Genomic DNA, 22441 nt, shown 5'->3' on the forward strand with positions numbered 1-22441 from the left:
GGCATTTCTCCCATGATTTCAGGACGTTCACGGCCGGGACTGTCATGCCCACCGAGCGTGCCTCGACCCGAGGCAACCCGAAGTACACCCGGGCACTCGCTCGGGCCGGCGAAATCCCGTCGCTCCGACGGTAGTCGATCTCCATCAGCCCGCCGACCACACGACACGCCGGACCCCGTCCACCCCCCGACGGACGGTCGGCCGCAACGAACGCGCGAGAGGTCCCGGCCGACGAACTCCCCGAGCCACGCCGGGGAACCGCGGGCCGGCACCTTGTAGCCGCCCCCGCTCGCCCGTACCTTGCCGGGCATGGACATGGAATTACGCCATCTGCGCACCATTCGGGCGATCGCGGATGCGGGCAGTCTGACCCGCGCCTCCGCCGTGCTGGGCCTGGCTCAGCCCGCGCTCAGTACCCAGCTCAAACGCATCGAAAAGGCTTTGGGCGGCGCCCTGTTCGAGCGCGGCCGGGAGGGTGTGACGTTGACTCCGCTGGGCGAGTTGGTCCTGGATCGGGCCCGGGTGCTGTTGCCCGCGGCACGACAACTCCAGGAGGAGGCGGTTCGGTTCGCCAATCGGGGCGAGGTATCCCCCAGGTTCCGGCTCGGCGGCACGCACGGGCCGCTGCTCGGCGGCCTGGTCCACCGCCTCGCCGAGGAACACAGCGCCGACGCGGTCACCACGCACATCTCCTGGTCCAACCGGGAGTTGGCCGCCATGGTGGCGACCGGGCGGTTGGATTTCGTACTGCTGGGCGCGTGCGGCGAGAGCCGCCCGGCGTCCGACGGCGGCCTCGCGTGGCGTGAGGTCGGCACGGATCCGGTCTTCCTGATGCTGGCGCACGATCACCCGCTCGCCGGCGAGCCGGAGGTGGACCTCGCCGCGCTGGCCGGTGAGACGTGGGCGGTGGTGCCCGGCGAAGGTTGCTTCGGCGACTGCTTCTCCACCGCGTGTGCCCGGGCGGGCTTCGCGCCGAAGGCGATCTACGAGACGGACGTGGCCTCGTGCGTGTATCTCGCCCAGGTCGGCCGGGCGGTCGGCCTGTGCCGGGCGACGATGCCGCCGACGCCGGGCATCGTCCGCACCCCGCTGGCCGGCGTACCGCTGTCGTGGCGACATCTGATCGGCTGGCACCCGCACGCGCCCGCCGCGCACACGGCGGCCCTGGTGACCGCCCAGGTGCGCGCGGCACACGCGGCGGCGGTACGGAACGCGCCGCGCTACTCGGACTGGCTCGCCCGGCACGACGGCCGCGGCTACGGTACGGCGAACTGACACCATGTCATCCACCCCGCCGACGCTCGCCCCGCGCTCACCTGACGTGGCGTCAATCCCCATTGCCGACACGGCAGTCGACCTCTCGACGGCGTCGCGTACGAGCACCGCGCCGAACCGCCGCACGCCCGGCCATAACACGGCGACAGGGGGTTGTTGACAGGTACCTCGTCTGATCGCTCGAAGATACGTTTCTGTCGTCCCCACCGACAGGAGTCCCCATGCGCCTCAAGCGTGTCGCGGCCGCGTCCTGTGCCGCCGTGCTCACTGTCCTGACCCTCGCCGGCACCGCCTCCGCCTCCGGAACCGATCCCACTCCCCCACCCGCCGACGACGCCCTCGTCGTTCCCGTCGACCCCGCCCCCGCCGTCCCCGAGGGCCTCGTCGAAGCACTGCAACGCGACCTCGGCCTCACCGCCGACACGGCCAAGACCCGTCTGGCCAACGAATATCGGGCCGCGATCCGGGAGCCGGTGCTGCGCGCACGCCTCGGCGCACACTGGGCCGGCGCCTGGCTCAGCGGCGACAGCGCGCAGTTCGTCATCGCCACCACCGACCGGCGCGACGTCCGAGCCATCGAGGCGAACGGCGCCATCGCCCGCGTGGTCCCGCACTCGCTGGCCGACCTCGACCGGATCCGCGAGGCGCTCGACCGCTCCGCGCTGCGTCGAAGCCCGGTGGACACCCCGCTGTGGTACGTCGACATCGCCACCAACAAGGTCGTTCTCCAGTCCCACGACACCGCTCGCACCCGGGCGTTCGTCGTGTCCAGTGGAGTCGACGCGGCCGGCGTCGAGATCGTGCCCTCCACCGTGCAACCGCGCGCGCTGGCCGACCTGCGCGGCGGCGACGCCTACAACATCAACGGCAACACCCGCTGCTCGATCGGCTTCCCGATCACCCGCGGCACCCAGGGCGGCTTCGTCACCGCCGGCCACTGCGGCCGGGCCGGCGCCACGACCACCGGGAACGGCGCGGCGCAGGGTACGTTCCAGGGGTCGTCCTTCCCCGGCAACGACTACGCGTGGGTCGCCACCAACGCCAACTGGACCCCGCGCGGGCTGGTCAACCGCTACCCGGGCACGGTACCGGTCGCCGGATCCACCCAGGCCCCGGCCGGTTCCTCGATCTGCCGCTCCGGCTCCACGACGGGGTGGCACTGCGGCACGATCCAACAGCACAACACGTCCGTGACCTACCCGCAGGGAACCGTCACCGGCGTCACCCGCACCACCGTGTGCGCCGAACCGGGCGACTCGGGCGGGTCGTTCATCTCGGGCAGCCAGGCCCAGGGGGTCACCTCGGGCGGCTCCGGGAACTGCTCCTCCGGCGGTGAGACCTACCACCAGCCGGTCACCGAGATCCTGCAGACCTACGGTCTGACCCTGGTCACCGACGGCGGCACGCCGCCCACCGGTTGCGCGGGCGCCCAGAACACCTACTCCGGCACGCTCGGCTCGGGCGCGCAGGCAATCCAGCCGAACAACTCGTACTACGAGACCACCGCGTCCGGCACACACACCGGTTGCCTGACCGGCCCGGCCGGCGCGGACTTCGACCTCACCCTGCAGAAGTGGAACGGCTCCGCCTGGACCAAGGTGGCCGAAGGCACCACTCCCGAGGCCGACGAGACGATCTCCTACAACGGCACCGCCGGGCGATACCGCTACATCGTGCTCGCCTACAGCGGCTCCGGCAGCTACACCCTGGGGGTAAGCAAGCCCTGACCGCGACCGGCGGCAGCTCCCGCATCCGACCGCACGGGTACAGGCGTCGACCCGACGCCTGTACCCGTGCTCGCGTACTACCGCGCGGGTCGGGCGATATGCGGCTTGGCGTCGTCGTAGTCGGCGCTGCCCGGCGCCTCGGTCGGGCCGTAGACCAGGTGCAGCACCCCGGTCGGGAACGCCTCGGACGAGATCAGCCGCAGCGGGATCGAGGCGTCGCCCTCGTCGAACAGGCGCATACCCTTGCGCACCGCGATCGGGTGGACCAGCAGGTGCAACTCGTCCAGGAGACCGGTGGCCAGCAGTCGGCGCACGATCGAGACCGAGCCGCTCACCGTGATGTCCGCGCCCGGCTCGTTCTTCAGCGCGGTGACGGCCGCCACCAGGTCGCCGTCGAGCTGCTCCGAGTTGCGCCACGTGAAGGCGAGTCGCTGCCGCGAGACGACCACCTTGCGGACGTCGCCGAGCGCCTTCGCGAAGCCCGCGTCCTCGCCGCCGGCCGCCTCGCGCTCCGGCCACGCGCCCGCGAAGCTGTCGTAGGTCTTGCGGCCGAGCAACACGGTGTCGGCCGCGTCGAACATCGCGCCGACGGCCGCGCCCATCGCATCGTCGAAGTACGGGAAATGCCACTGGTCGGGCGCCTCCACGACGCCGTCCAGGGAGACGAACAGGCCGGCGGTGATCTTCCTCATGACGCTCTCCAGGTGAATCTTGCAGTGGCCGAACCCCCGCGGGGAACCGCGGGGGTGAACCCGTCACCGCATTAGACGCCGGCCACGTCCGGAACTCATCGGTGACGCGACGAGCAATCCCGACAAGCTCACGCCCCGTCCGCGAGCCGGCGGCCGGCGGCGAGGTAGCGGGTGGTCACCCGGTGCTGGATCGCGCGGGTGACCGGGCCGCCCAGGTACGACCACCACGTGCCGGGTCGGCTGAACGCGCGGATGGTGAACCACACGACGTCGTCGGGGCCGCACTCGACCACGAACGCCTCCTCGCCCGACTCGGGGTGCCCCCGCAGCGTGCCGTAGGCAAAGCCGGCCCGGTCGGCTTCGTCGAGTACCCCGACCACCCGACACGGCGCGGCGAACCGCACCGGCCCCAGCCGCAACGTCGACGTCACCTCGACCCCCACCGCGGCCCGGACCGCGTCCGCCCGCACATCCAGACCCGCCCCACGCGACACCTCCCACCCCAGCACGCCGTCCGCCACCCGCCGAAAGACCTCCGCCCCCTCGCCCACCCGCACCCGCCGCTCGACATGGTGATATCCGGACGGCAACGACACGCCATCACGCAAAGTCGCACCGACATCGGAATAAGTCAGAACCTCGGACATACGCCCCATCCTCCGCCCCCGCCACACTCCAGGAAGCCCCGGCCCCACCCACGACAGCCGCCACCGCCGCAACGCCGGACGTTGACGGCCGCCCGAAACCGTGCCACCTGGCCGGGCCGACCGGTGACCGGGCCGCGCACCCGCGTGGTCGTGGGGCGCGCGGCCCGGGACGGATCAGCCGGTCCAGCCTCGGTAGGCATACGTGAGGTCGGCGTCGGGTTCACCCAAGGTGGTGTAGGTGGTGTCGACCTGGGTGTTGTCGGGGTGTAGCGCGAACACGTCCGCGCGGTGGTCGCCGTTGACGTCGCCCGCGGCGAATCCGGCGTTCGCGAAGCCCGAGCCGCCCGGGAGGGAGTAGGTCCGCCTCGGGGCGGTGAAGCGCCCATTGGCGCCCGGGGTGAACGTGTGCACGTCGGAGGACGAGCCGTAGTCGTACATCGCCGCCACGTCCGCCCGCCCGTCGCCGTCGAAGTCCCCGCTGGTCAACCGCACTCGGTTGAACTCCCACGCGCCCGGACCCGCCGACCAGCCTTCCGCCGGCTGCTCGAAGCCGGTGCCGGTGGAGAACGCCGTGTGCCACTGCACTCCGCCGTTGGAGTAGCCGTAGAACCCGGCGATGTCCGCCTTCCCGTCACCGTTGAAGTCACCGGCCACGTACTTCGCGCTGTTGAACCACCAGCCACCCGGTGCGGCCATCCAGCCGAGTTGCGGTGCCGCGAAGTCGCCGGCGGCGTTCGCCGTGAAGGTGAACAGCCCGATCCGGCCGTCGTCGTAGCCGTAGACCGCGCCGACGTCGGTGCGACCGTCGCCGTTGAAGTCGCCGCTCAGCAGGACCACCTTGTTGTAGTCCCAGTTGCCCGCCGGGACACCCCAACTCTCGTGCGGCTGGGCGAATCCCGCCCCCGTGGACAACGCCGTGTGCAGTTGCACGCTGCCGTCCGCGTAGCCGTAGAAGCCGGCGATGTCCGCCTTCCCGTCGCCGTTGAAGTCGCCGGACACGTACTTGGCGCTGCCGAACCACCAACCGCCCGGCCCCGATTCCCAGCCGAGCACCGGCCGGTCGAAGCTGCCGTCGGATCGCCCCGAGGAGCGGTACAGGCCGATCCGGCCGCCCGGGAAGCTCTGCACGACGCCCATGTCGGCGCACCCGTCCCCGTCGAAGTCGCCCCCGAGCACCGCCCGCGCCCCGTCCGGAAGGCCGTTGGCACCGCCGGGGTAGGTGCGCCCGGCGCCGTCGCAGTAGGGCGTCGGGAAAGGCACGTGGTAGACCACCCGACCGGTCATCCGGGGCTGCGCCTCGCCGGCTCGGTAGGGCGATTCGTTCGCGATCCACAGTTGTCCGGTGGACGGGTCGAAGGAGACGTTCTCGATCCCCGCCGGGGTCTGTGCCCAGAGCGACAGGGGCCGGCCCACGCTGCCCCGGTAGATGCAGTTCGGTTCACCGAAGGCGTCGGCCTCGTTCGGGCAACCGCCGGTGACCACGAACTGTCCCGCGCGCATCGCGACGCCGGCCGATTTGCCGAACGGCACGTTGTAGGCGGCCTCGGCCCGGACCGCGCCGGACGCGTCCTGTTTGAACAGCGACGTCGCCGGATCCAGCGGCCAGCGCACCGCGCGGCTTTGCACATCGAGGGTGCGCTCCAGGGTGACCAACGCCGGTGTCGCGCCGCTGTGATCGATGGAACCACTCGCGAAGCACGGCGTCTGGTCGGCGTTCTCGCCGCAGGTCCCGCCCCGATAGGTGTATCGGGCGACCTGGGGCAACACGCCTTCCTGCAGGTCGGCGGAGACCGATCCGTTCGCGGCGACCCCGACGGCCGTGCCGCGCACGGTGGTGGACCACAGGTGGTTCAGGTCGAAGACGCGCACCTCGCTCTGCGCGAAGACGAGCAGATTGCCCCCGTACCAGGCGAGCGTGTCGGCGTGGCCCTCCATCGGCTGGAAGCCGCCGCCGGCGCCGGTGGGGGTCGCCAACAACGCGCTGCGGTAGGTCGGGTGCGCGGGATCCGTGACGTCGGTGAAGGAGACCCGCATCCGCGAGTTCGGCTGGTTCGGGTGATCGTAGGAGGCCGCCCAGGCGACCGCGACGATGCGGCGCCCGTTCCACAGTCCGGTCGCGGGCGAACTCTCGCCCGACGTGGCCAGCCCCTGGGGTACGTAGCGCCACGACGTCTCGTCCGAGCTGCCCGGGGTCCAACAGAAGCCGTCCGCACCGGACATGGGCACCGCGGTCTTGCAATCGGCCAGCCGGGCACCGACGTTCGGGGTGCGCCCGAGCCACGTGGTCAGGGCGACCGGCGCGAGTTGGGCGTAGCTCTGCTCGGCCGCGACCACCTGCTGTCGGGCGGAGCCGTCGAAGGCGAGCCCGAAAGTGCTCGCGTCCGTCACCGTGATCGGCGCGTCGGGATCGGTGATCAGCGCCTGGGCCGATCCGGGTAACACGACCGCCGCGGTCGCCCCCAGCAGGAGGCTCACCGCCGCAGCCACGAACCCGCGTCTTGTTCTGCCGGTACTCCGCATCGAATCCGCCTCGCCTTCGCGTTCTCCAGGCGGAGCAAGGGACTCGATCCGCCTGCTGCTACGGCGAACAACCTACCGGTCGGACGGCGCCCGGCGCCGCGACGAACTTGCGAATCGCATGGGAATTCCCTTGCGCCCAAAGCCCGTTCACCCCGATCGAAAACCCGCAAAGCACCGACAACACCGACGAACCCCACAACCGGCTCACCGAACCGGCACGTCGTACACCACCAGCATCGTCGCGGCCGACCGGCACGCAGCGGCGCCCCGAGGCGGCTCGGACAGGGTCAGCGCCGGCACGCCGTCCGGGCCGACGTCGACCCGCGTCCCGACCTCGACCGCCGCGGCGGGCGTGCGGCAGTACGGCACCGCGAACGCGAAGCGCCGGTCCCGGGTGCGCGGCGGCAGCACCGGCACCGCGTCCCGAGGCAGACCCAACTCCGCGCTCCAGCCCGACAGTTCCGCCGCATCGGCCAGCTCCCGCGAGCGCACCCCCGGGGGCGGCGACTGCGTCGGTGTGTCGAAGACCCGCTGGGCGACCAGCAGTCCGGTCCCCGGATCGCGCGGCTTCCGGCCCTGGAAGTGCGGTTGGGCCGGCAGCTTGTCGCGCGGCACCTCGAAGCGCGCCACCAGCGGCATCTCGTCGAAACACTCGCGCTGCTCCGGACCGGTTTCCAGGTCCAGGGCCAACGCGGAGCCGTCCAGATACAGTCGCGCGCTCTTCGTCTGGGCACACCTGGTGCCCATCGAAATGCTCACCACGGCGCTGCGGGCGAAGTCCACCCCGGGCTCAGCGGCGGCCGGGCGGCCCGGCGTGAGGTGGGACAGGATCACCCGGTCCTCCTGGGGGGTGCGCGCGACATACAGGCCGTGCACGGCCGAAACGGAACCCACGGTCAGGGTCCGCACGTCGATCCGCACCCCGGGCACCGGCGCGACGACCGCCCGGGCCGGCGTGTCCCGCGCCTCGATCACCCCGACGGCGATCCCGACCGCGACCACCATCGCGACCACGACCCACCAGGCCCGCCGCCGCCTCGTCCTTGCCGCACCCGTCTCGATCATGCCGATGCGACGCACGCTCCCCCGCCCCGGTTCCCCGCTCCGCTCGGATCGTTCACCGCACCCGGGTGGGCGGCGCCTTCCGCCAGACGAGGACCTCGGTGCTCGGCTGCCGTTCGGAGAACCGCCCCGACGCGGACGCCTGCCGCAGGAGCCGACGCAGGTCCGCCTCGAAGTCGTCGCGCCGGGCACCGAACAGGTGCGGGGCCGAGAACGACATCGAGAACACCCGGGCGACCACATCCGCACAGGTGCGTTCGAGTTCCTGCCCGCCGGGAACGACCAGGCGCCGATCCGGGACGAAGCCCGCGCGGGCGAACACCTGCGCCTCACCGCCGGGTGTTCCCTCCCGCAGCAACCCGCGGCCGGCCCGCCGGATCGGCCCCAGGTAGTGCCCGACCAGCTCGTCCACCGCCGCCCGGGGCACCGCCGGATGCGGCAGGCCGTCGACGGTGCGTGGTTCGGACTTCAGGTCGCAGATGTGTACCAGCGCCCCGCCCGGCGTGAGCATCTCCCGGATCGCGGCCGCCACCCGGTCGCGCTCCATCCAGTGGAACGACTGCGCGAAGGTCGCGACCGTGAACACGCCGAGTCCGGCGGGCAGTTCCTCGGCCCGCGCCCGCACCCAGCGGGTCTTCCCGGCGACGCCCCGCGCGGCGGCACCGCGGCCGGCCCGGGCGATCATCCCGCTGTCCGGATCCACGCCGACGATCTCGCCGAACACGTGTGCCAGGCCCAGGGCGACCGTGCCGGGACCACATCCCACGTCGATCAGCCGCCCACGCCCGTCGAGCGTCAACGCCTCGGTGAGGGCGTCGGCCAGGCCGGGCGCGTACGGAAGGCGCCCTCGCTCGTAGTACTCGGCCGTGCCCGCGAACAGGCTCTCGTCCCACTCCCAACCGGCTTCCACGCGGCCCTTTGTACCTCGAAGCGGGCCGCCCGCGCCGAGTCGGCGTGACCGGGTGGGCCCCGAGGCGGTTGATGGGGCATGGGTGGCAGGAGCCGGGTGCGGGGCGGGGTGCCGGCGTTCACCGCGCCGCCACCGACCCCGATCCGCGCCGACCTACGCCTTGGTCGCGCGCAACGAGTAGATCAGCGGCACCCGCGGATGACCTGCGGGGAAGCGATGGATCCCGTGCTCCTGCTCCAGGATCGGAAAACGAGCGAAGAGGGAGAAGGCGTGTTCGTGCAGGAACTCCAGGCGCAGCCCGGCCGCCGTCAGCGCGCTGACCACGTCGCCGATGCCGTGTTGCCACTCGACCGTGACGTTCGCGGAGGTCGGCGCGGCCAGGTCGGCATAGGTGCCCGGCTCGTCCCACACCAGCGCGTCGCGGCGGAAGTAGTCCAGTTCGACGGTGCGGCCGTCCTCGGCCAGGACGTCGGCGAACGGGTGGAACTCGGCCAGGTACAGAAAGCCGCCCGGGGCCACCAGCGCGGCCACCGTACGGGCCCAGCGTTCCACGTCCGGGAGCCAACACAGCGCGCCCAGGCCGGTGTAGACGATGTCGAAGGTCCGGCCTTCGAGGGTGTCGACGGCGTCGTACACGTCGGAGGTGACGAATCGGGCCGTGTCGACCCCGATCCGCGCGGCGAGGTCGCTCGCGGCGGCCACGGCCGGCTCGGAGAAGTCCAGGCCGGTGACGGTGGCGCCGCGGCGGGCCCAGGACAGGGTGTCCAGACCGATGTGGCACTGGAGGTGGAGCAGTGTCCGACCCGCGACGTCGCCCACCTCGGCGAGTTCGAAGTCGCGCAGGGCGTCCTTGCCGGCAACGAAACCGGCCACGTCGTAGAACTCGCTCGCGGTGTGGATCGGGACCCGCTCGTCCCAATTGGCCTGATTGAACGCGCGCCAGTCCGCCGTGTCGGGGGTCTTCGTCATGACCGGCCACGCTAATCGGCCGCCCGGCCGGTCTCAACCGAAATTCCGCCGGTGCCCGCCCCGCCTACCTGGCCGGCTCGGCCTTCGGAGTCCCCTCGGCCGGTTTCGGGATGTCGACCACAGGCGCATCGCCCTCCCGGCTCTCCCGGCCCTCCCCGCCCACGGCCGGCCGCGACGTCGGTTCGGCGGCGCGGGAGCGGGTGGCGACGATCAGGGCCACCGACCCGACGATGATCAGGCCGCCGAGGTAGACGTTCGGGCCCACCGACTCGCCCGCGATCGCGGCGCCGAGCAACACCGCGATCACCGGGTTGACGTACGCGTAGGTCGCCACCGTGTCGTTGGGCAACACGGTGTTGACGTAGAGGTACGCGCTGAACGCGACGATCGAACCCGCGAACACCAGCCAGGTCAGGCCGAGCCACGAGGCGGTCGAGATCTCGGCCACGTGCAGCCGGCCGAACTCGCCGCGCAGCGCGGCCAGCACGAGCAGGGCCACGCCGGCGGTGATCATCTCCAGCGAGGCGACCACGAGCGGGTGCCTGGGCAGCGGCGCGGTCCGCGCGTACACCGAGCCGGCCGCCCACAACACGCACGCGATCAGGACCATCACGGTGCCGCCCGCGTGTACGTCGCCGCCCGGGCCGCCGACCAGGACACCGATCCCGACGGTGCCCAGGAGCAGTGCGAGCAGGACCGCGCCCGACACGCGGGTCCGGGTCACCAGCGCGTTGATCAGCACCATCCACACCGGCACCGTGGCCACGATCAGCGCGGCGAACCCCGAGTCGAGGTGTTGTTCGCCCAGGCTCACCAGGCCGTTGCCGCCGACCAGGAGCAGACCGCCGATGATCGCCGCCGAGCGCAGGTGCGGCCAGGTCGGTCGCTGGGCACCTCGCGCGTGCCGGGGGCCGACGACCGCGAACATCAGCAGCCCCGCGATCAGGAACCTGGCGCCGGCCGCGAGCAGCGGCGGGATCGTCTCGATCGCGTACCGAATGCCCAGATACGTCGAACCCCACAGGATCCAGACGGTCACGAGCGCGGCCCACGGCAACAGTCGATCCCTCATTAGAGGAGACAAGGCGATCCCCATACCTCAGTAAGTTAAGTAGAAGCGGCTGATAGCCTTTTTTAGAGTAGGTCCCACTCATTCGCAGAAACAAGGGGATTCGATGACACGGCCACTGGACGACATCGACCGGACGCTGCTTCGCGCGCTGAGCAACGACGGACGGCGCACGGTGCGCGCGCTCGCCAAGTCGGTGGACCTGTCCGAACCGGCGGTCCGCGATCGTCTCCAGCGGCTGGAGCGGGACGGGGTGATCACCGGCTACCACGCGGCCTTCGCGCCCGAGGCGGTCGAGGCCGGCACCGCCGCGTTCATCGCCTTGCGCTTCGATGCCGGAAAGGTGGCCCGGGACCAGGTGGAGGCGGCGATCCGACGCGAGCCGGCCGTACTGGAGGCACACGAGGTCGCGGGCGAGGACTGCTTCTGGATCAAGGTCCGGGTGGCCTCCACGGCCGACCTGGCGGAAACCCTCGACCGCATCCGGTCGGTCCCGGTGATCCGCGGCACCGGCACCACGATCGTGTTGCGTACCGTCTTCGAACGGCCGCTGCTGTCCGCCGAGATCGACGCCTCGGCACCGTCCACCGCGCGGCCCGAGGAGGATCCGGCGTCCTGAGCGAGCGCGGTCACGGTGCCCGCCGTGCCGGCACGCGGGCGCGCACGGAGGGACAGTGGAAGGCAGCACCGCATTCGAGGCGGGTTCCCCAGGGTGATCGGGAGCTGTCATGACAACCGGACGCCGGCCCGTGGTGGTCGGAGTGGAGAATTCGGCGGCGGGCCTGCTCGCCGTCGACTGGGCCGCGGACGAGGCCGTACGACACGGGTTGGCGCTGCGGCTGGTACACGCGTCGGAATGGCCGGCCGAGCCGGCCGGAGTGGAGGCCACGTATCAGGCCGCCCGGCACGACGGTCGATTGAACACCGCACACGCCTTCGACTGGTCGGTCGACACCTATCACGAGGCCGGCGCCGGGGCCACCGTCCCGCGCCTGAGTTGGGCCGAGCGGCGCCGGGAGGCCCACGACGCGCTGTTGGAGCGGGCCAGGACCGTGGCGGTCACCGGCCGACCGGGGTTGTCGGTGAGCATGGCGACGGTCGAGGGCCGCCCGGTGGACGTCCTGCGTGCCCAGGCCCCCGAAGCCGCCATGCTCGTGCTCGGCTCGCGCCGGTTGTCGGCGCTGACCGAACTGTTCACCACGGGCAGCATCGCGATTCCGGTGAGTGCGCACGCGCCGTGCCCGGTGGCGGTGGTGCGCGGACCCGAACCCGCCGCAGGTGTGCCGCCGACGGTGGTGGTCGGGGTCGACGGATCGGCCGGCTCCGAGCCCGCCGTCGGCTACGCGTTCGAGACCGCCTCGTTGCGCGGCGCGGGCCTGCGGGCGGTTCTGGTACGCCCGCCGACGCCGAACATGGTCGCCGCGTTCGGCAGCGAGTCCGAGGTCGACGAGGCGCTGATCCGCCTGGGCGAGACGCTCGCCGGGTGGGGCGAGAAGTACCCGGACGTACCGGTGGAGCGGGTGACGATCCTCGGCCACCGGGTCCGCGGCCTGGCCGACGCCGCCCAGGACGCGCTGTGCCTGGTGGTCGGCTCGCGCGGGGTGGGCGGCTTCCGCGGCATGCTCCTCGGCTCGGTCACCCACGGTCTGATCCACCACGCGCCCGGGCCGCTGGTGATCGTGCCGCGATCGGGGGACCCGCGGTGACCGTGCGCGGGCCGGCGACGCGGCTGCGGGCCGGGTGGTGGGCGAGCAAACCGGCCCGCCTCACGCCGCGGCGTATGCGCAGGCCCGTTCGGCGATGGTGACGGGCACGCCCTCGGTGCCGGTGAGCAGGGTTCGGCAGGCCGATACGCCGGCCGGACCGTTGCCGCCGTAGCCGCAGGCGGTGCCGCCGATCATCGAGTCGTATCCCGCCACGGCGAGGTAGGCCACGCACGCGGATGGAGTGGCGTGGGCGGTGGGGGCGGTGGCGAAACCGGCCAGGATCACGGCCGACGTGCCGAGGGTTGCGGCGATGCGACGGGAAGTGCGCACGAGTCACCTGCTTCTTTCGGTCGCGGACACGAACAAAGCGGCGTCGCCCACGTGTTCGGGCGGCGGACCCGGGCCGACCCCACACCGGCCCGCCCGTCACCGTAGGGCGATCCCCGGGTCCGGACAAGCCCTGCAATCACGCCTGTTGTCGGCCGAAACCCGCTCTTTCCGCGCCCACTTCGCGTGCGCGCGGCGCCTCCTGCACGCGCTTCGCCCCCATCTCCCCCATCGCCCCCACCGCCTCGCTCGCCTCCATCGCTTGCTTCGTGTACTTCCCGGGAAGCATGCGTGCGCAGTCGTCCTGCCTCCCGTGGAGGCTGCGGAAAGCCTCCTCGGGTCGGACGCGGGGACGATGGCCTGCGGGCGAGAGTTGTCCGGGTAAGGAATCAACCACGCGGGGCGCCCGATCCGGAGAGGGCGGGCGCTTCCCTCCACCGACGGGGCGCACGCTGTGGACCACGCGGCAACGCACGACAAGACCGGCAACGACCGCAGCAGGGGCGAGGATGCGAGTGGCGACGGCCATGCGGAAGCCGGCGGTGCCGCCGAGGCCGGGGCCGATGTCGACGCAGGGGCCGGAGCCGCCGACACCGGCGTCGCGGTCGCCGACGAAGGCGGGGGCGGCGACGCCGGCGCGGGCCGGGAAGCCGCGACGCCCGTCCCCGACCGGCCGCCCCGGTCCCGGTTGCGCCGCTGGACCCGCCGGATCGCGTTGACCTGTGCCGTCACGCTGGTTGCCGTGACCATCGCGTCGTTCGGCTACAACGCCTTCACCGACGACCGCGCCGATCCCCCGGCGGGGCTGACCTACGTACAGGCGGCCGACGTCCGCACCCGCTACCAGACCTGGGGCACCTCCGGATCGCCGGTGGTCCTGGTGCACGGGGCCTTCGAGTCGGTCGACACGTGGTCGCGGCTGGCTCCGTTGCTGGCGCGCAATCATCGGGTCTACGCCCTCGACCTCACCGGCTACGGATACAGCCAACGGCGCGGGCCGTACACGGTCGACCACCTGACCCGCCAACTCCTGGGCTTCCTCGACGCCATGCACCTGGGCGGCCCCGACGAACGACCATTGCTGGTGGGGCATTCCAGCGGCGCGGCGATGGTCGCCGAGGCCACGCTGCGCGCGCCGGAGCGGATCGGCGGCGTCATGCTCCTGGACGGTGACGCACTCGACACCGGCGCCGGGCCCCCGGCCGCGTTGCGGTACCTGCTGATCGATCCGTTTCGCACCAGCCTGCTGCGGATCGGGCTCGGCACCGACTGGTTGATCCGCAAGGTGTACGGCGCGCAGTGCGGCCCCGAGTGTCCCCGACTCGACCGGGCCGGTGTCGAGGAATGGCGGCGGCCCTTTCGGGTGGCGGGCGCCGAGGGCGCGTTGTGGGACATGCTCGGCGAGGGCGTACTCGGCATCTCCGCCCGGCGGTTGGCCCTGTTGCACGACCTGCGGTTGCCCAAGTCGGTGGTCTTCGGCGCGAACGACGACGTCTTCGACGACGACACCCCCGTCGACACCGCGACCCGGATCGGCGCACCGCCACCGACCCTGATCCCCAAGTCCCGCCATCTGCCGATGATTTCCGCCCCCGAAGCGGTCGCCTCCGCAATCGACGCCCTGATACCCCCACCACCCGCCGCAGCAGCCGCCCCGGCCGGCTGAGCCCCGGGCCCACGTCCACGCTCCCGCCCGCGATCGCATGGCACGGGCAAAGAGGACGAATGTGCCCGCCCGGTTGTCCGATCCCGAACCCGCTTATACGTTCCATGGATGCAGGCCAGGACGCGAACCGATCCCAGCGCGTCACCGGCGGGAAGACAGGAGTGACCGACGATGGTTCAGGTGGACACGACGGTTCCACACTCGGCTCGGATGTACGACTACGTCCTGGGCGGCAAGGACAACTACCTCGCCGACCGCGAGGCGGCCGAGGAAGCCCTGAAGGTGTGGCCCGAGTTGTGGACGAGCATGCGGGTCAACCGGGCGGTGATGCGGCGGATGGCGCACTGGCTGGTCACCGAGGGCGGCATCCGCCAGTTCCTCGACATCGGTACCGGCATCCCCACCTCGCCGAATCTGCACGAGGTCGTGCAGGACACCGCGCCCGAGTCGCACGTGGTGTACGTCGACAACGACCCGATCGTGCTGGTCCACGCCCGCGCCCTGCTCTCCAGTGCGCCGCAGGGCCGCACCGCCTATGTCGAGGCCGACATGCGCGACGCCGACCGGTTGTTCTCGACGCCCGAGTTGCGCGAGACCCTGGACCTCGATCGGCCGGTGGGGGTGACGGTGATCGCGATGCTGCAGTTCGTCGAGGATGCCGCCGGGCTGATCGACAAGCTGACGGCACCTCTCGCCCCGGGCAGCTACCTGGCGATCACGGCGGCGACGGCGGACCTGGCGGTCGGCTCCACCGCGTTGGCCGAGGTGTACACCCGCCGGGGCATACCGATGTACCTGCGCACCCGCGACGAACTGGCCGCCCTGTTCGCCGAGCGCTGCGATCTCGTCGAGCCGGGCGTGGTACCGATGCAGCACTGGCGCCCGGCCGACGGCGAGCAGCCGGTCGGCGTCGAACAGACCAACATGTTCGCCGCCGTCGGCCGGATCCGCTGACCCGCCCACGGCCTGCCGCCCACCGCCGACCGGGTCCGGAATGACCCGGTTCGGAAGTGTGTTCCGACGATGGAATCATGGAGGGAACGCTAAGGAGTCGATCGCATGGGATTCATGGTGTGGCCGTGCACGCTCGGTAGCCGAAGCGTTCTCGAACGTGCGGAACACGTGCTGATCGGGCTCAGTCCCTGGAACAGCTATTACAAGCCACGCAGAGTCGAGGCCCTGGTGCGGTGGGGGTGTGCGAACTTCGTGCGGGTCGACGTCTTCGTCCCCGGCGACGAGGCGGCACACACCCTGACCGCCGCCGGCGTCCAGCCCGCGGAGGCCGCCCGGCGCGCCCGGTATGCCGTCGGCCGGCTGCGCAGCCCCGCGCGGCGCGGCCTGCGCAACGCGGGCGTGGCCGAACCGGAGCACCACCTGCACACCTGGACGCAGTTGTCCGAACGACCCGCGTATCAACATTCGCTGAAGCGGGTCCGCGACGCCTACGACATGGACGAGGCGGTGCGTGCGGCCTGTCGAGACACCGCGCGCGGAGCGGTCCGGCGGGTCGCCGGGCAAGAGCCGACCGAGGAACAGATAGACCACGCCGTGAGCTACGCGCTCGCCGAGTTGCCGCTGGTCCTGGACGGGCCGGCGATATTCGGGACCACGACGTCGCTGTTCGTCTACCACCGCGAAATGGATCTCCTGGCGCCGTTCATCAACGGCGAGTCGACCGACCTTCGTCCCGCACCCGGTCAGGGATACGCCGTGGTACGGCCGCCCGACCAGGACGCGACGCCCGCCTGGCTCTCCCAGCACTCGCCCGAGGGCCGAGCAACCCCACCCGCGGCCGGCGCCACCGAGTCGACCCCGAATCCGCTGCCCCGTCCCTGACACCCGACACCGGACCGTTCCTCCCGACACCCACCCGACCCCGACCCGGACACCGCCGGACACCGCCCGCACCATGATCCGGGCCTTGTTTTCCACGCGCGTCGACAATAGATTCCGCCCCCGCAGACAATCAGGCCCGAGCCTGCGCGAGGCCGGGCCGATATCGGTTCCGCCTGCCCCGGCGCCCGAGAAGGGAGATCCTCGTAGGACGGGGGCGCGACACCGCGGCGGCCGTGCAGCAGGGGGGCGACGATCGGGGTCAGGGGGACGCCGCGCGGGCAGGGGGGCGCGGAGGGGCGCGGGCCACTACGGGTGTTGCTGGTGGTGGACGACCTGCGCATCGGCGGCGCACAGCGGCAAGTCGCGGGATTGGCAGGCGCGTTGGCGTCGTGTGGGCACACGGTGGTGCTGGCGTGCACCGAGGACGGGCCGGCCGGTGCCGAACTCGCCGCCGCGGGCGTGTCGATCGTCGTGCTGGGCCGGCACCGGGTGGCCCGCCTGGTCAGTCCGATGCTGGCGCTGCGGATCGCGCGCTTGGCCAGGGTGGGCCGCTTCGACGTGGTCCATGCGCACGTGCATGCCGCCACGATGGCCGCGGCCCTCGCCGGCCGACTCGCCCGGGTCCCGGTGGTGGTGACCGAGCACAGCATGGCGTCCTGGCGCGGGCCCCTGGCCCGCGCGTACAGCCGCCCGTTGTACCGCCGATGTGCCCTGGTCCTGGCCGTCTCCGAGCAGATCGCGGACCGGCTGCGCCGGCTCGACCGGGTGCCCACCACACGTGTCCGAGTGGTGGGCACCGCGGTGTTCGGCGCCACACCGGCGGCCCTCCCGGACCGACACGATGCGCCGGTGACGGTCGGGGTGGTCGGCCGGCTGGAGCCGGAGAAGGGCGTGGAGTTCTTCCTGCGCGCCGCCGCGTGCCTCGCGGATCGACACCCTCGGGTGCGCTTCACCGTCGTGGGCGACGGCCGACTGCGCGGGGAACTGCACGCGCTGACACGGCATTTGCGACTGGGCGACCGGGTGCACTTCGGCGGCATGTGCACCGACGGCCCGGCGGCGGTGGCCGCCCTGGACATCCTGTGCGTCCCGTCCCTGACCGAGGGCGCCCCACTGGTCGTCCTGGAGGCGATGGCCGCGGGCGTACCCGTGATCGCCACCACCGTCGGCGCCATCCCGCACCAACTCGGCCACGGCCATGCGGGCATCCTGGTCGAACCCACCGACGTGGCCGCCCTGGCCCGGGCCCTGGACACGCTGCTGACCCACCCGCACGAGCGCCGACGCCTGGGCCGAGCCGGCCGACACCGCCTGTCCGGCCTCGCGAACGCCGACGCGGTGACCGCCGCCGTCTGCACGGCCTACCGCGACGCACTCCACCCCGCGGACGACGGCGGCAGGCCCGACCGGCACGGGTGAGCGTGCCGGCCGGGCCTGCCGCGCCGCGCGTGGCCCACGGCTACCCGGCAACCCACGGGACGTTGCCCGTGTTGCCCGCCCGACCGTTCTCGGTGCAGTGTGCGGGCGGCGTGCTCCCGTACACGTACTGGACGAAGTCGCGCAGGTCGTTGCGCCAGTAGTCCCAGGTGTGTTCACCGGGACCCGTGCAGTAGCGGGGCGTGAACGAGCCGCCGATGACCGTGCGCAGTCCATCGTTCCACGTCTTGATGTCGGACTCCCCCTGACCGCTGGGCACGCCCTGGCCGTTGGCGCCGCCGGAGTACATCGCGAACTTGCCCGCGTAGCCCGCGTACTTGCCCGCCGCAGCCATGCCCACCGGGGTGATCGCCGTCCAGTTCGCCTGCGGCCCGTAGACCGCTTCGGCGCGTTCCAACGGGGTACCGAACACCCGGTAGTTCGGATCGGCCAGACCGTTCCAGGAGGTGGCCGCACCGTAGCCGAGCATCGAATCGGCCACCCGGTTCAACGCACGATCGTCGGCCAGCGTGGTACCGCCCGAGAACGCCCCCACGGCGGAGAACTCGTCCCGCAGGTCGGCGGCGTAGCGCAGCGCGCCGAGCCCGCCCATCGACACACCCGCGATCGCACGTCCCGAACGGTTGTCGACGGTGTTGAAGTTCGCGTCGATCCAGGGCACCAACTGCCGCAGGTGGAAGGTCTCCCACTGCGGCGCGAAGTTGCCCCGGGTCTGTCCCGCCCAATCCGTGTACCAACCGGCCTTGCCGCCCTCGGGCATGACCACGATGCCCTTGAACGTGCGCCGATCGATCGTGTTCAGGATGTCGCCCGCGTCGGACTTGGACCACTGCTCGAAGTCGCCGAACCCGCCGTGCAACAGGTAGAGCACCGGATACGCCTCGGCCGGATCGTTCACGTAGTCGTCGGGCAGCCAGATCCGCACCTTGACCGGCACCTCGACCGGGTCGATCGAGGGCGTACCGCCGCGCGGCCGCATGATCGCCGAGGTGGTCATCGTCGCGTCGAACATCCTGCGGTCGCTGAGCAGATTCGAGTTCGTCCACTGGGTGAGTGTGATGCCGTGCGAGTTCGCCGCCGGCAACGGCGGTGCCGGCGGCGGCGGAAATGCCTGCGCCCGGGTCGGCAGGCCCAGTACGGCCGCCACCAGCGCCACCGCGACCGCGAACACCGTCGCGACGCGGCGGGCCGGTCGACCGGTTTGCCCCGGTCCCTGCGCTCGCTTCGTGCCGACTGTTGCGTTCGTGCCGATGGTTCCGTCCGTGCCGTCCACGACCACCCCCGACGGCTGTTCGCCGTATCGATGTGCCCCACGCGGGCCCGACCTGGCGCAACCCTGGCCGAGCCGACCCCGGCTGTCCTCCCGCACACGGTGGACATCCCGGGTAAACCTGGGCGGTAGCCCCGGTGCCGGCTGCACCGACCGCGGTACGGCAACGACCCGCCGCACCCGAACGCGGCGTTGCCCTCACGCCCGCGTCAATGTCTACGGTCGTACGAACGCAGCCCCGGGTCCGCGCCCGCCCACACCCGCGCACCCCTGAGCCGCCGCACCCACGCACCCTCATCCGACGATTCGAGGACACCCATGCCTTTCCTCCTGCACCTGGACGCCAGCATCCGCCACACCGGCTCGGTGTCCCGCGAACTCTCCGCCCACTTCGCCGCACGCTGGCGGGCCACCCACCCCGACGGCGGCTACACCCACCGCGATCTGGCCGCCGAACCCGTCCCGCACCTCACCCACGAGGTCCGCGAAGCCCTGCTCGACCCCAGCCGAGGCCACGGCGAACCACCGCACGAACGAGCCCTGACCGAGGCATTGAACGCCGAGCTGCGCGCGGCGGACACCATCGTCCTGGGCGTGCCCATGTACAACTACTCGATCCCGTCGACGGTCAAGTCCTGGTTCGACCGCATCGTCACACCGGCCAACATGGTCCCGCCCGACGGCACTCCCGGCCCACTGGCGGGCACCTCGGTCGTGGTGGTCACCGCGAAGGGCGGCTCCTACGCACCCGGCACACCACGCGAGGGCTGGGATCACCAGGAGCCGTACCTGCGGGCGGTGCTGCGCTCGATCGGCCTCGCGGACGACCTGGAGTTCGTGCACGCCGAGCTGACCCTGGCCGCGGTCGTCCCGGCGATGTCCGCACTCGAGCCGCTGGCCGAGGAGTCGCTGAGCCGGGCCTACGCGACCCTCGAAACACTGGCCGCCCGCACCGGCTGACCGGGATCGGCGGGTAGGTGCCGAGGGCGAACCACCACACCGGGCCTCGACGACCGCGCCCCCGCGATCCGATCCCGCAGACAGCGGGTCGGGCACCCGGCACCGGATGGACGCACGCGACGTCGATCGGTTCCCGGCGGATCAGCCGCCGTTCACCGTCACCTTCGAGACGGCGCCTTCCGAGAGTTGCCACCGGTCCACGATCCGCCGGTACTCGCCGGCGGCGATCAGCCGCTCCAATGCCTGCCGGACCGCGTCGCGCAATTGCGGATCGGTGTTGCGGAAGGCGATGCCGTACGGCTCGGCCTCGATCTGTCCCTGCGCGACCCGGAGGCCGTCGGCCGAGTTCCGGGCGGCATACACGGCGGCGGGGTAGTCGAACAGGCCCGCGTCGGCTTCGCCCTGCCGGATCCGTGTGGTCGCTTCGACCATGGTGGCGACACCGACCTTGGTCACGCCGCCGCCGGATCCGCACTTGCCGCCCGCCTCGGTGGCGAGATCGTCCTGGAACGCGCCCTTGAGGATCACCACCCGGCACCCGCACAGGTCGGAAAGGCCCTGGATGCGCCGAGGATTGTCCTTGGCGACCAGGATCGCGGTGCCGGCCCGGAAGTAGTCGACGAAGTCGATTCCGTCCGCCCGCCGCGCCGGTGTGTCCACCATCGAGGACATGATCAGGTCGATGCGGCCCGACTTGAGCGCGGGCACCAGCGCATCGAAGGTCGAGGGCCGCAACTCCAGGGCGACCCCGAGTTGTTCCCCGATCGCCTTGGCCAGATCGGCGGTCATCCCGATCACCGTCCGGCCGTCGGCGTCGAGGAACTCGTTGGGCGGATAGGCGGCGTCCACCCCGACGGCGAGCGGTTGCCCGTTCCGGTACTTCTCCGGCAGCAGCCCCGCCGACGGAGCACCGGTGTTCACACCGGAACCCACCGGCGGCTGCGAGCCGTTCGCGCCCGGCGCACCCCCCGATACCTTGTTTCCCGGCGAACTCGCACCCGGCGACTCCTTGTTCGCCACCGCGCCGGTACGCCCGCCCTCGTCGCGGGTGAACAGGTACGCGCTCCCGCCCGCGAGCGCTGCGGCCACCACCGAGCCGCCGATCAACAACCGACGGCGCGGCATGCCGGAATCCTTCGTGACCGGCGCGAACGGCACGGCCGGCGCCTGGTCCGGAACCGGCGACCATCCGGGAACCGGCGCCCGCGCGGGTCGGGGCGGCGGCGGTACGGCAGCGGGCGCCCGCGCGGGTCCGGGCGGCGGCGGCACCGGCCCGGCCGGCGCAGTCGGCGCGCCGGCCACGGCCTCCGGCGGCTGCCTCGGGTACGTCGGCGGCACACCCCCCGCCCCCGCCTCCGTCGGCCCCGCCTCCGTCGCCCCGTCTCCCCCGGCCGGTTCCGCACCAGCGCCGAATGCGCCGCCGGCAGCCAGTCGTCGGCCGCCGGCCGCGCCGACTCGCCCAGCAGTTCGAGGAGCCGTTCCGGCGTCGGCCGCTCCGCCGGATTCTTGCGCAGACAGGCCGCGACCAGGGGCCGCAGCCCCGCCGGCACCGCGTCGAGCCGAGGCTCCTCGTAGACCACCCGGAACAGCAGTTGGGCCGGGTCCCCCGTCCCGAACGCCGGCACGCCCGCCGTGGCGTAGGTCAACACCAGGCCGACCGCGAACACGTCGCTCGCGGGCCCGACCTCGTCGCCCCTGGCCTGTTCCGGCGACAGGAAGCCCGGCGAGCCGACCAGATGCCCGGTCCGGGTCAGCTCGCTCGTCCCGTGCACCTGTCGGGCGATGCCGAAGTCGATCACCCGGGGGCCGTCGGCGGTGAGCAGCACGTTGGACGGCTTGAGGTCGCGATGCACCAGGCCGACCGCGTGGATCGCGGTCAGCGACTCGGCCAACCCGGCGGCCAGCAGCCGCGCGCTCGACTCGGGCAGCGGACCGTGTGCGGTCACCGCCTGGGTCAGCGAGGGTCCGGTGAGGTATTCGGTGGCCAGCCACGGTGTCTCGGCCTCGGCGTCCGCGTCCACGAACGCGGCCGTCCAGAAGCCGCCGATCCGCCGCATCGCCGCGATCTCGGCCGCGAACCGCCGCCGAAAGTGCGGATCGGCGGCCAGTTCGGCGTGCACGGTCTTGACCGCCACCAGCCGCCCGCCGGGCGATCGGGCCAGGAACACCCGCCCCATGCCGCCGGCCCCCAACCGGCCCAGTACCGCGAACGAACCGATCCGCTGCGGATCCTGTGCCTCGACCGCGTCCACCACGTGCCCCGACTCCCACCTGTCGATACGTCGAAGGCATCACCGTACGGGATCGCCGATCACCCGACGGATCGCCCCGATCGGGTCGGGCGGCCCCTCCGCGTTACTCCGCCCGG

General features: G+C 72.1%; 20 protein-coding genes. 9 read left to right on the top strand and 11 right to left on the bottom strand.

Going from position 1 to position 22441, the window contains the following annotated elements:
• Nucleotides 1-309: 309 nt before the first annotated feature.
• Nucleotides 310-1275, top strand: a complete 966-nt coding sequence (locus ABZ374_RS18585) for a LysR family transcriptional regulator (RefSeq protein WP_360312222.1) — start codon at nt 310-312, stop codon at nt 1273-1275.
• A gap of 221 nt (nt 1276-1496) precedes the next feature.
• Complete coding sequence (locus ABZ374_RS18590) at nt 1497-3002, top strand: S1 family peptidase (protein WP_360312224.1); 1506 nt, start codon at nt 1497-1499, stop codon at nt 3000-3002.
• A 77-nt stretch (nt 3003-3079) separates the two neighbouring features.
• Here ABZ374_RS18590 and ABZ374_RS18595 read toward each other — a convergent pair whose 3' ends face one another.
• The 7 genes from ABZ374_RS18595 to ABZ374_RS18625 all read right to left on the bottom strand — a co-directional run bounded on the left by ABZ374_RS18595 (nt 3080) and on the right by ABZ374_RS18625 (nt 10874).
• Nucleotides 3080-3694, bottom strand: coding sequence for a dihydrofolate reductase family protein (locus ABZ374_RS18595; RefSeq protein WP_360312226.1), 615 nt, complete (start codon nt 3692-3694; stop codon nt 3080-3082).
• Between the two features lie 128 nt (nt 3695-3822).
• Nucleotides 3823-4350, bottom strand: coding sequence for a DUF1990 domain-containing protein (locus tag ABZ374_RS18600; RefSeq protein WP_360312228.1), 528 nt, complete (start codon nt 4348-4350; stop codon nt 3823-3825).
• Nucleotides 4351-4515: 165 nt separating this feature from the next.
• Entirely contained in the window at nt 4516-6816 is a 2301-nt protein-coding gene (locus ABZ374_RS18605; RefSeq protein WP_360312230.1) for a VCBS repeat-containing protein, read from the bottom strand.
• Between the two features lie 249 nt (nt 6817-7065).
• Nucleotides 7066-7926, bottom strand: a complete 861-nt coding sequence (locus tag ABZ374_RS18610) for a hypothetical protein (RefSeq protein WP_360312232.1) — start codon at nt 7924-7926, stop codon at nt 7066-7068.
• Between the two features lie 52 nt (nt 7927-7978).
• Nucleotides 7979-8833, bottom strand: a complete 855-nt coding sequence (locus ABZ374_RS18615; RefSeq protein ID WP_360312234.1) for a class I SAM-dependent methyltransferase — start codon at nt 8831-8833, stop codon at nt 7979-7981.
• Between the two features lie 153 nt (nt 8834-8986).
• A complete protein-coding gene (locus tag ABZ374_RS18620) occupies nt 8987-9802 on the bottom strand; it encodes a class I SAM-dependent methyltransferase (RefSeq protein WP_360312236.1) in 816 nt (271 codons plus the stop codon).
• 64 nt (nt 9803-9866) lie between these two features.
• Entirely contained in the window at nt 9867-10874 is a 1008-nt protein-coding gene (locus ABZ374_RS18625) for an EamA family transporter (protein WP_360312238.1), read from the bottom strand.
• Nucleotides 10875-10977: 103 nt separating this feature from the next.
• Here ABZ374_RS18625 and ABZ374_RS18630 point away from each other — a divergent pair, with 103 nt between their 5' ends.
• Together ABZ374_RS18630 and ABZ374_RS18635 are read left to right on the top strand one after the other, a co-directional pair.
• On the top strand, nt 10978-11490 hold the full coding sequence (locus ABZ374_RS18630) for an Lrp/AsnC family transcriptional regulator (RefSeq protein ID WP_360312240.1): 513 nt from the start codon (nt 10978-10980) through the stop codon (nt 11488-11490).
• A 109-nt stretch (nt 11491-11599) separates the two neighbouring features.
• Nucleotides 11600-12577 carry a universal stress protein gene (locus ABZ374_RS18635; RefSeq protein ID WP_360312242.1) on the top strand — a complete coding sequence of 326 codons (978 nt, stop codon included), beginning with the start codon at nt 11600-11602 and terminating at the stop codon, nt 12575-12577.
• Between the two features lie 60 nt (nt 12578-12637).
• On the opposite strand, the gene ABZ374_RS18640 is transcribed toward ABZ374_RS18635, so the two are convergent.
• Nucleotides 12638-12907 (bottom strand): hypothetical protein, encoded by a 270-nt coding sequence (locus tag ABZ374_RS18640; protein ID WP_360312244.1) that lies wholly within the window; start codon nt 12905-12907, stop codon nt 12638-12640.
• Between the two features lie 451 nt (nt 12908-13358).
• Between ABZ374_RS18640 and ABZ374_RS18645 the strand changes: the two genes are divergently transcribed.
• The 4 genes from ABZ374_RS18645 to ABZ374_RS18660 all read left to right on the top strand — a co-directional run bounded on the left by ABZ374_RS18645 (nt 13359) and on the right by ABZ374_RS18660 (nt 17825).
• On the top strand, nt 13359-14570 hold the full coding sequence (locus ABZ374_RS18645; RefSeq protein WP_360312246.1) for an alpha/beta hydrolase: 1212 nt from the start codon (nt 13359-13361) through the stop codon (nt 14568-14570).
• A gap of 171 nt (nt 14571-14741) precedes the next feature.
• The gene (locus ABZ374_RS18650) at nt 14742-15524 is read left to right on the top strand and encodes an SAM-dependent methyltransferase (protein WP_360312248.1); all 783 of its coding nucleotides are present in this window, start codon (nt 14742-14744) and stop codon (nt 15522-15524) included.
• 105 nt (nt 15525-15629) lie between these two features.
• Nucleotides 15630-16406, top strand: a complete 777-nt coding sequence (locus ABZ374_RS18655; protein ID WP_360312250.1) for a tRNA-dependent cyclodipeptide synthase — start codon at nt 15630-15632, stop codon at nt 16404-16406.
• 321 nt (nt 16407-16727) lie between these two features.
• The gene (locus tag ABZ374_RS18660; protein ID WP_360312252.1) at nt 16728-17825 is read left to right on the top strand and encodes a glycosyltransferase family 4 protein; all 1098 of its coding nucleotides are present in this window, start codon (nt 16728-16730) and stop codon (nt 17823-17825) included.
• Nucleotides 17826-17865: 40 nt separating this feature from the next.
• Here ABZ374_RS18660 and ABZ374_RS18665 read toward each other — a convergent pair whose 3' ends face one another.
• Complete coding sequence (locus ABZ374_RS18665) at nt 17866-19014, bottom strand: alpha/beta hydrolase-fold protein (protein WP_360312254.1); 1149 nt, start codon at nt 19012-19014, stop codon at nt 17866-17868.
• 417 nt (nt 19015-19431) lie between these two features.
• Here ABZ374_RS18665 and ABZ374_RS18670 point away from each other — a divergent pair, with 417 nt between their 5' ends.
• Complete coding sequence (locus ABZ374_RS18670) at nt 19432-20073, top strand: NAD(P)H-dependent oxidoreductase (protein ID WP_360312256.1); 642 nt, start codon at nt 19432-19434, stop codon at nt 20071-20073.
• A gap of 141 nt (nt 20074-20214) precedes the next feature.
• Here ABZ374_RS18670 and ABZ374_RS18675 read toward each other — a convergent pair whose 3' ends face one another.
• Nucleotides 20215-21198 carry an ABC transporter substrate-binding protein gene (locus ABZ374_RS18675; protein WP_360312258.1) on the bottom strand — a complete coding sequence of 328 codons (984 nt, stop codon included), beginning with the start codon at nt 21196-21198 and terminating at the stop codon, nt 20215-20217.
• Nucleotides 21177-22328, bottom strand: coding sequence for a serine/threonine-protein kinase (locus ABZ374_RS18680; protein WP_360312260.1), 1152 nt, complete (start codon nt 22326-22328; stop codon nt 21177-21179). The genes ABZ374_RS18675 and ABZ374_RS18680 overlap by 22 nt, the downstream gene beginning before the upstream one ends.
• Between the last annotated feature and the right edge of the window lie 113 nt (nt 22329-22441).

It is taken from the genome of Embleya sp. NPDC005971, from assembly GCF_040629175.1.
GTDB lineage: Bacteria > Actinomycetota > Actinomycetes > Streptomycetales > Streptomycetaceae > Embleya.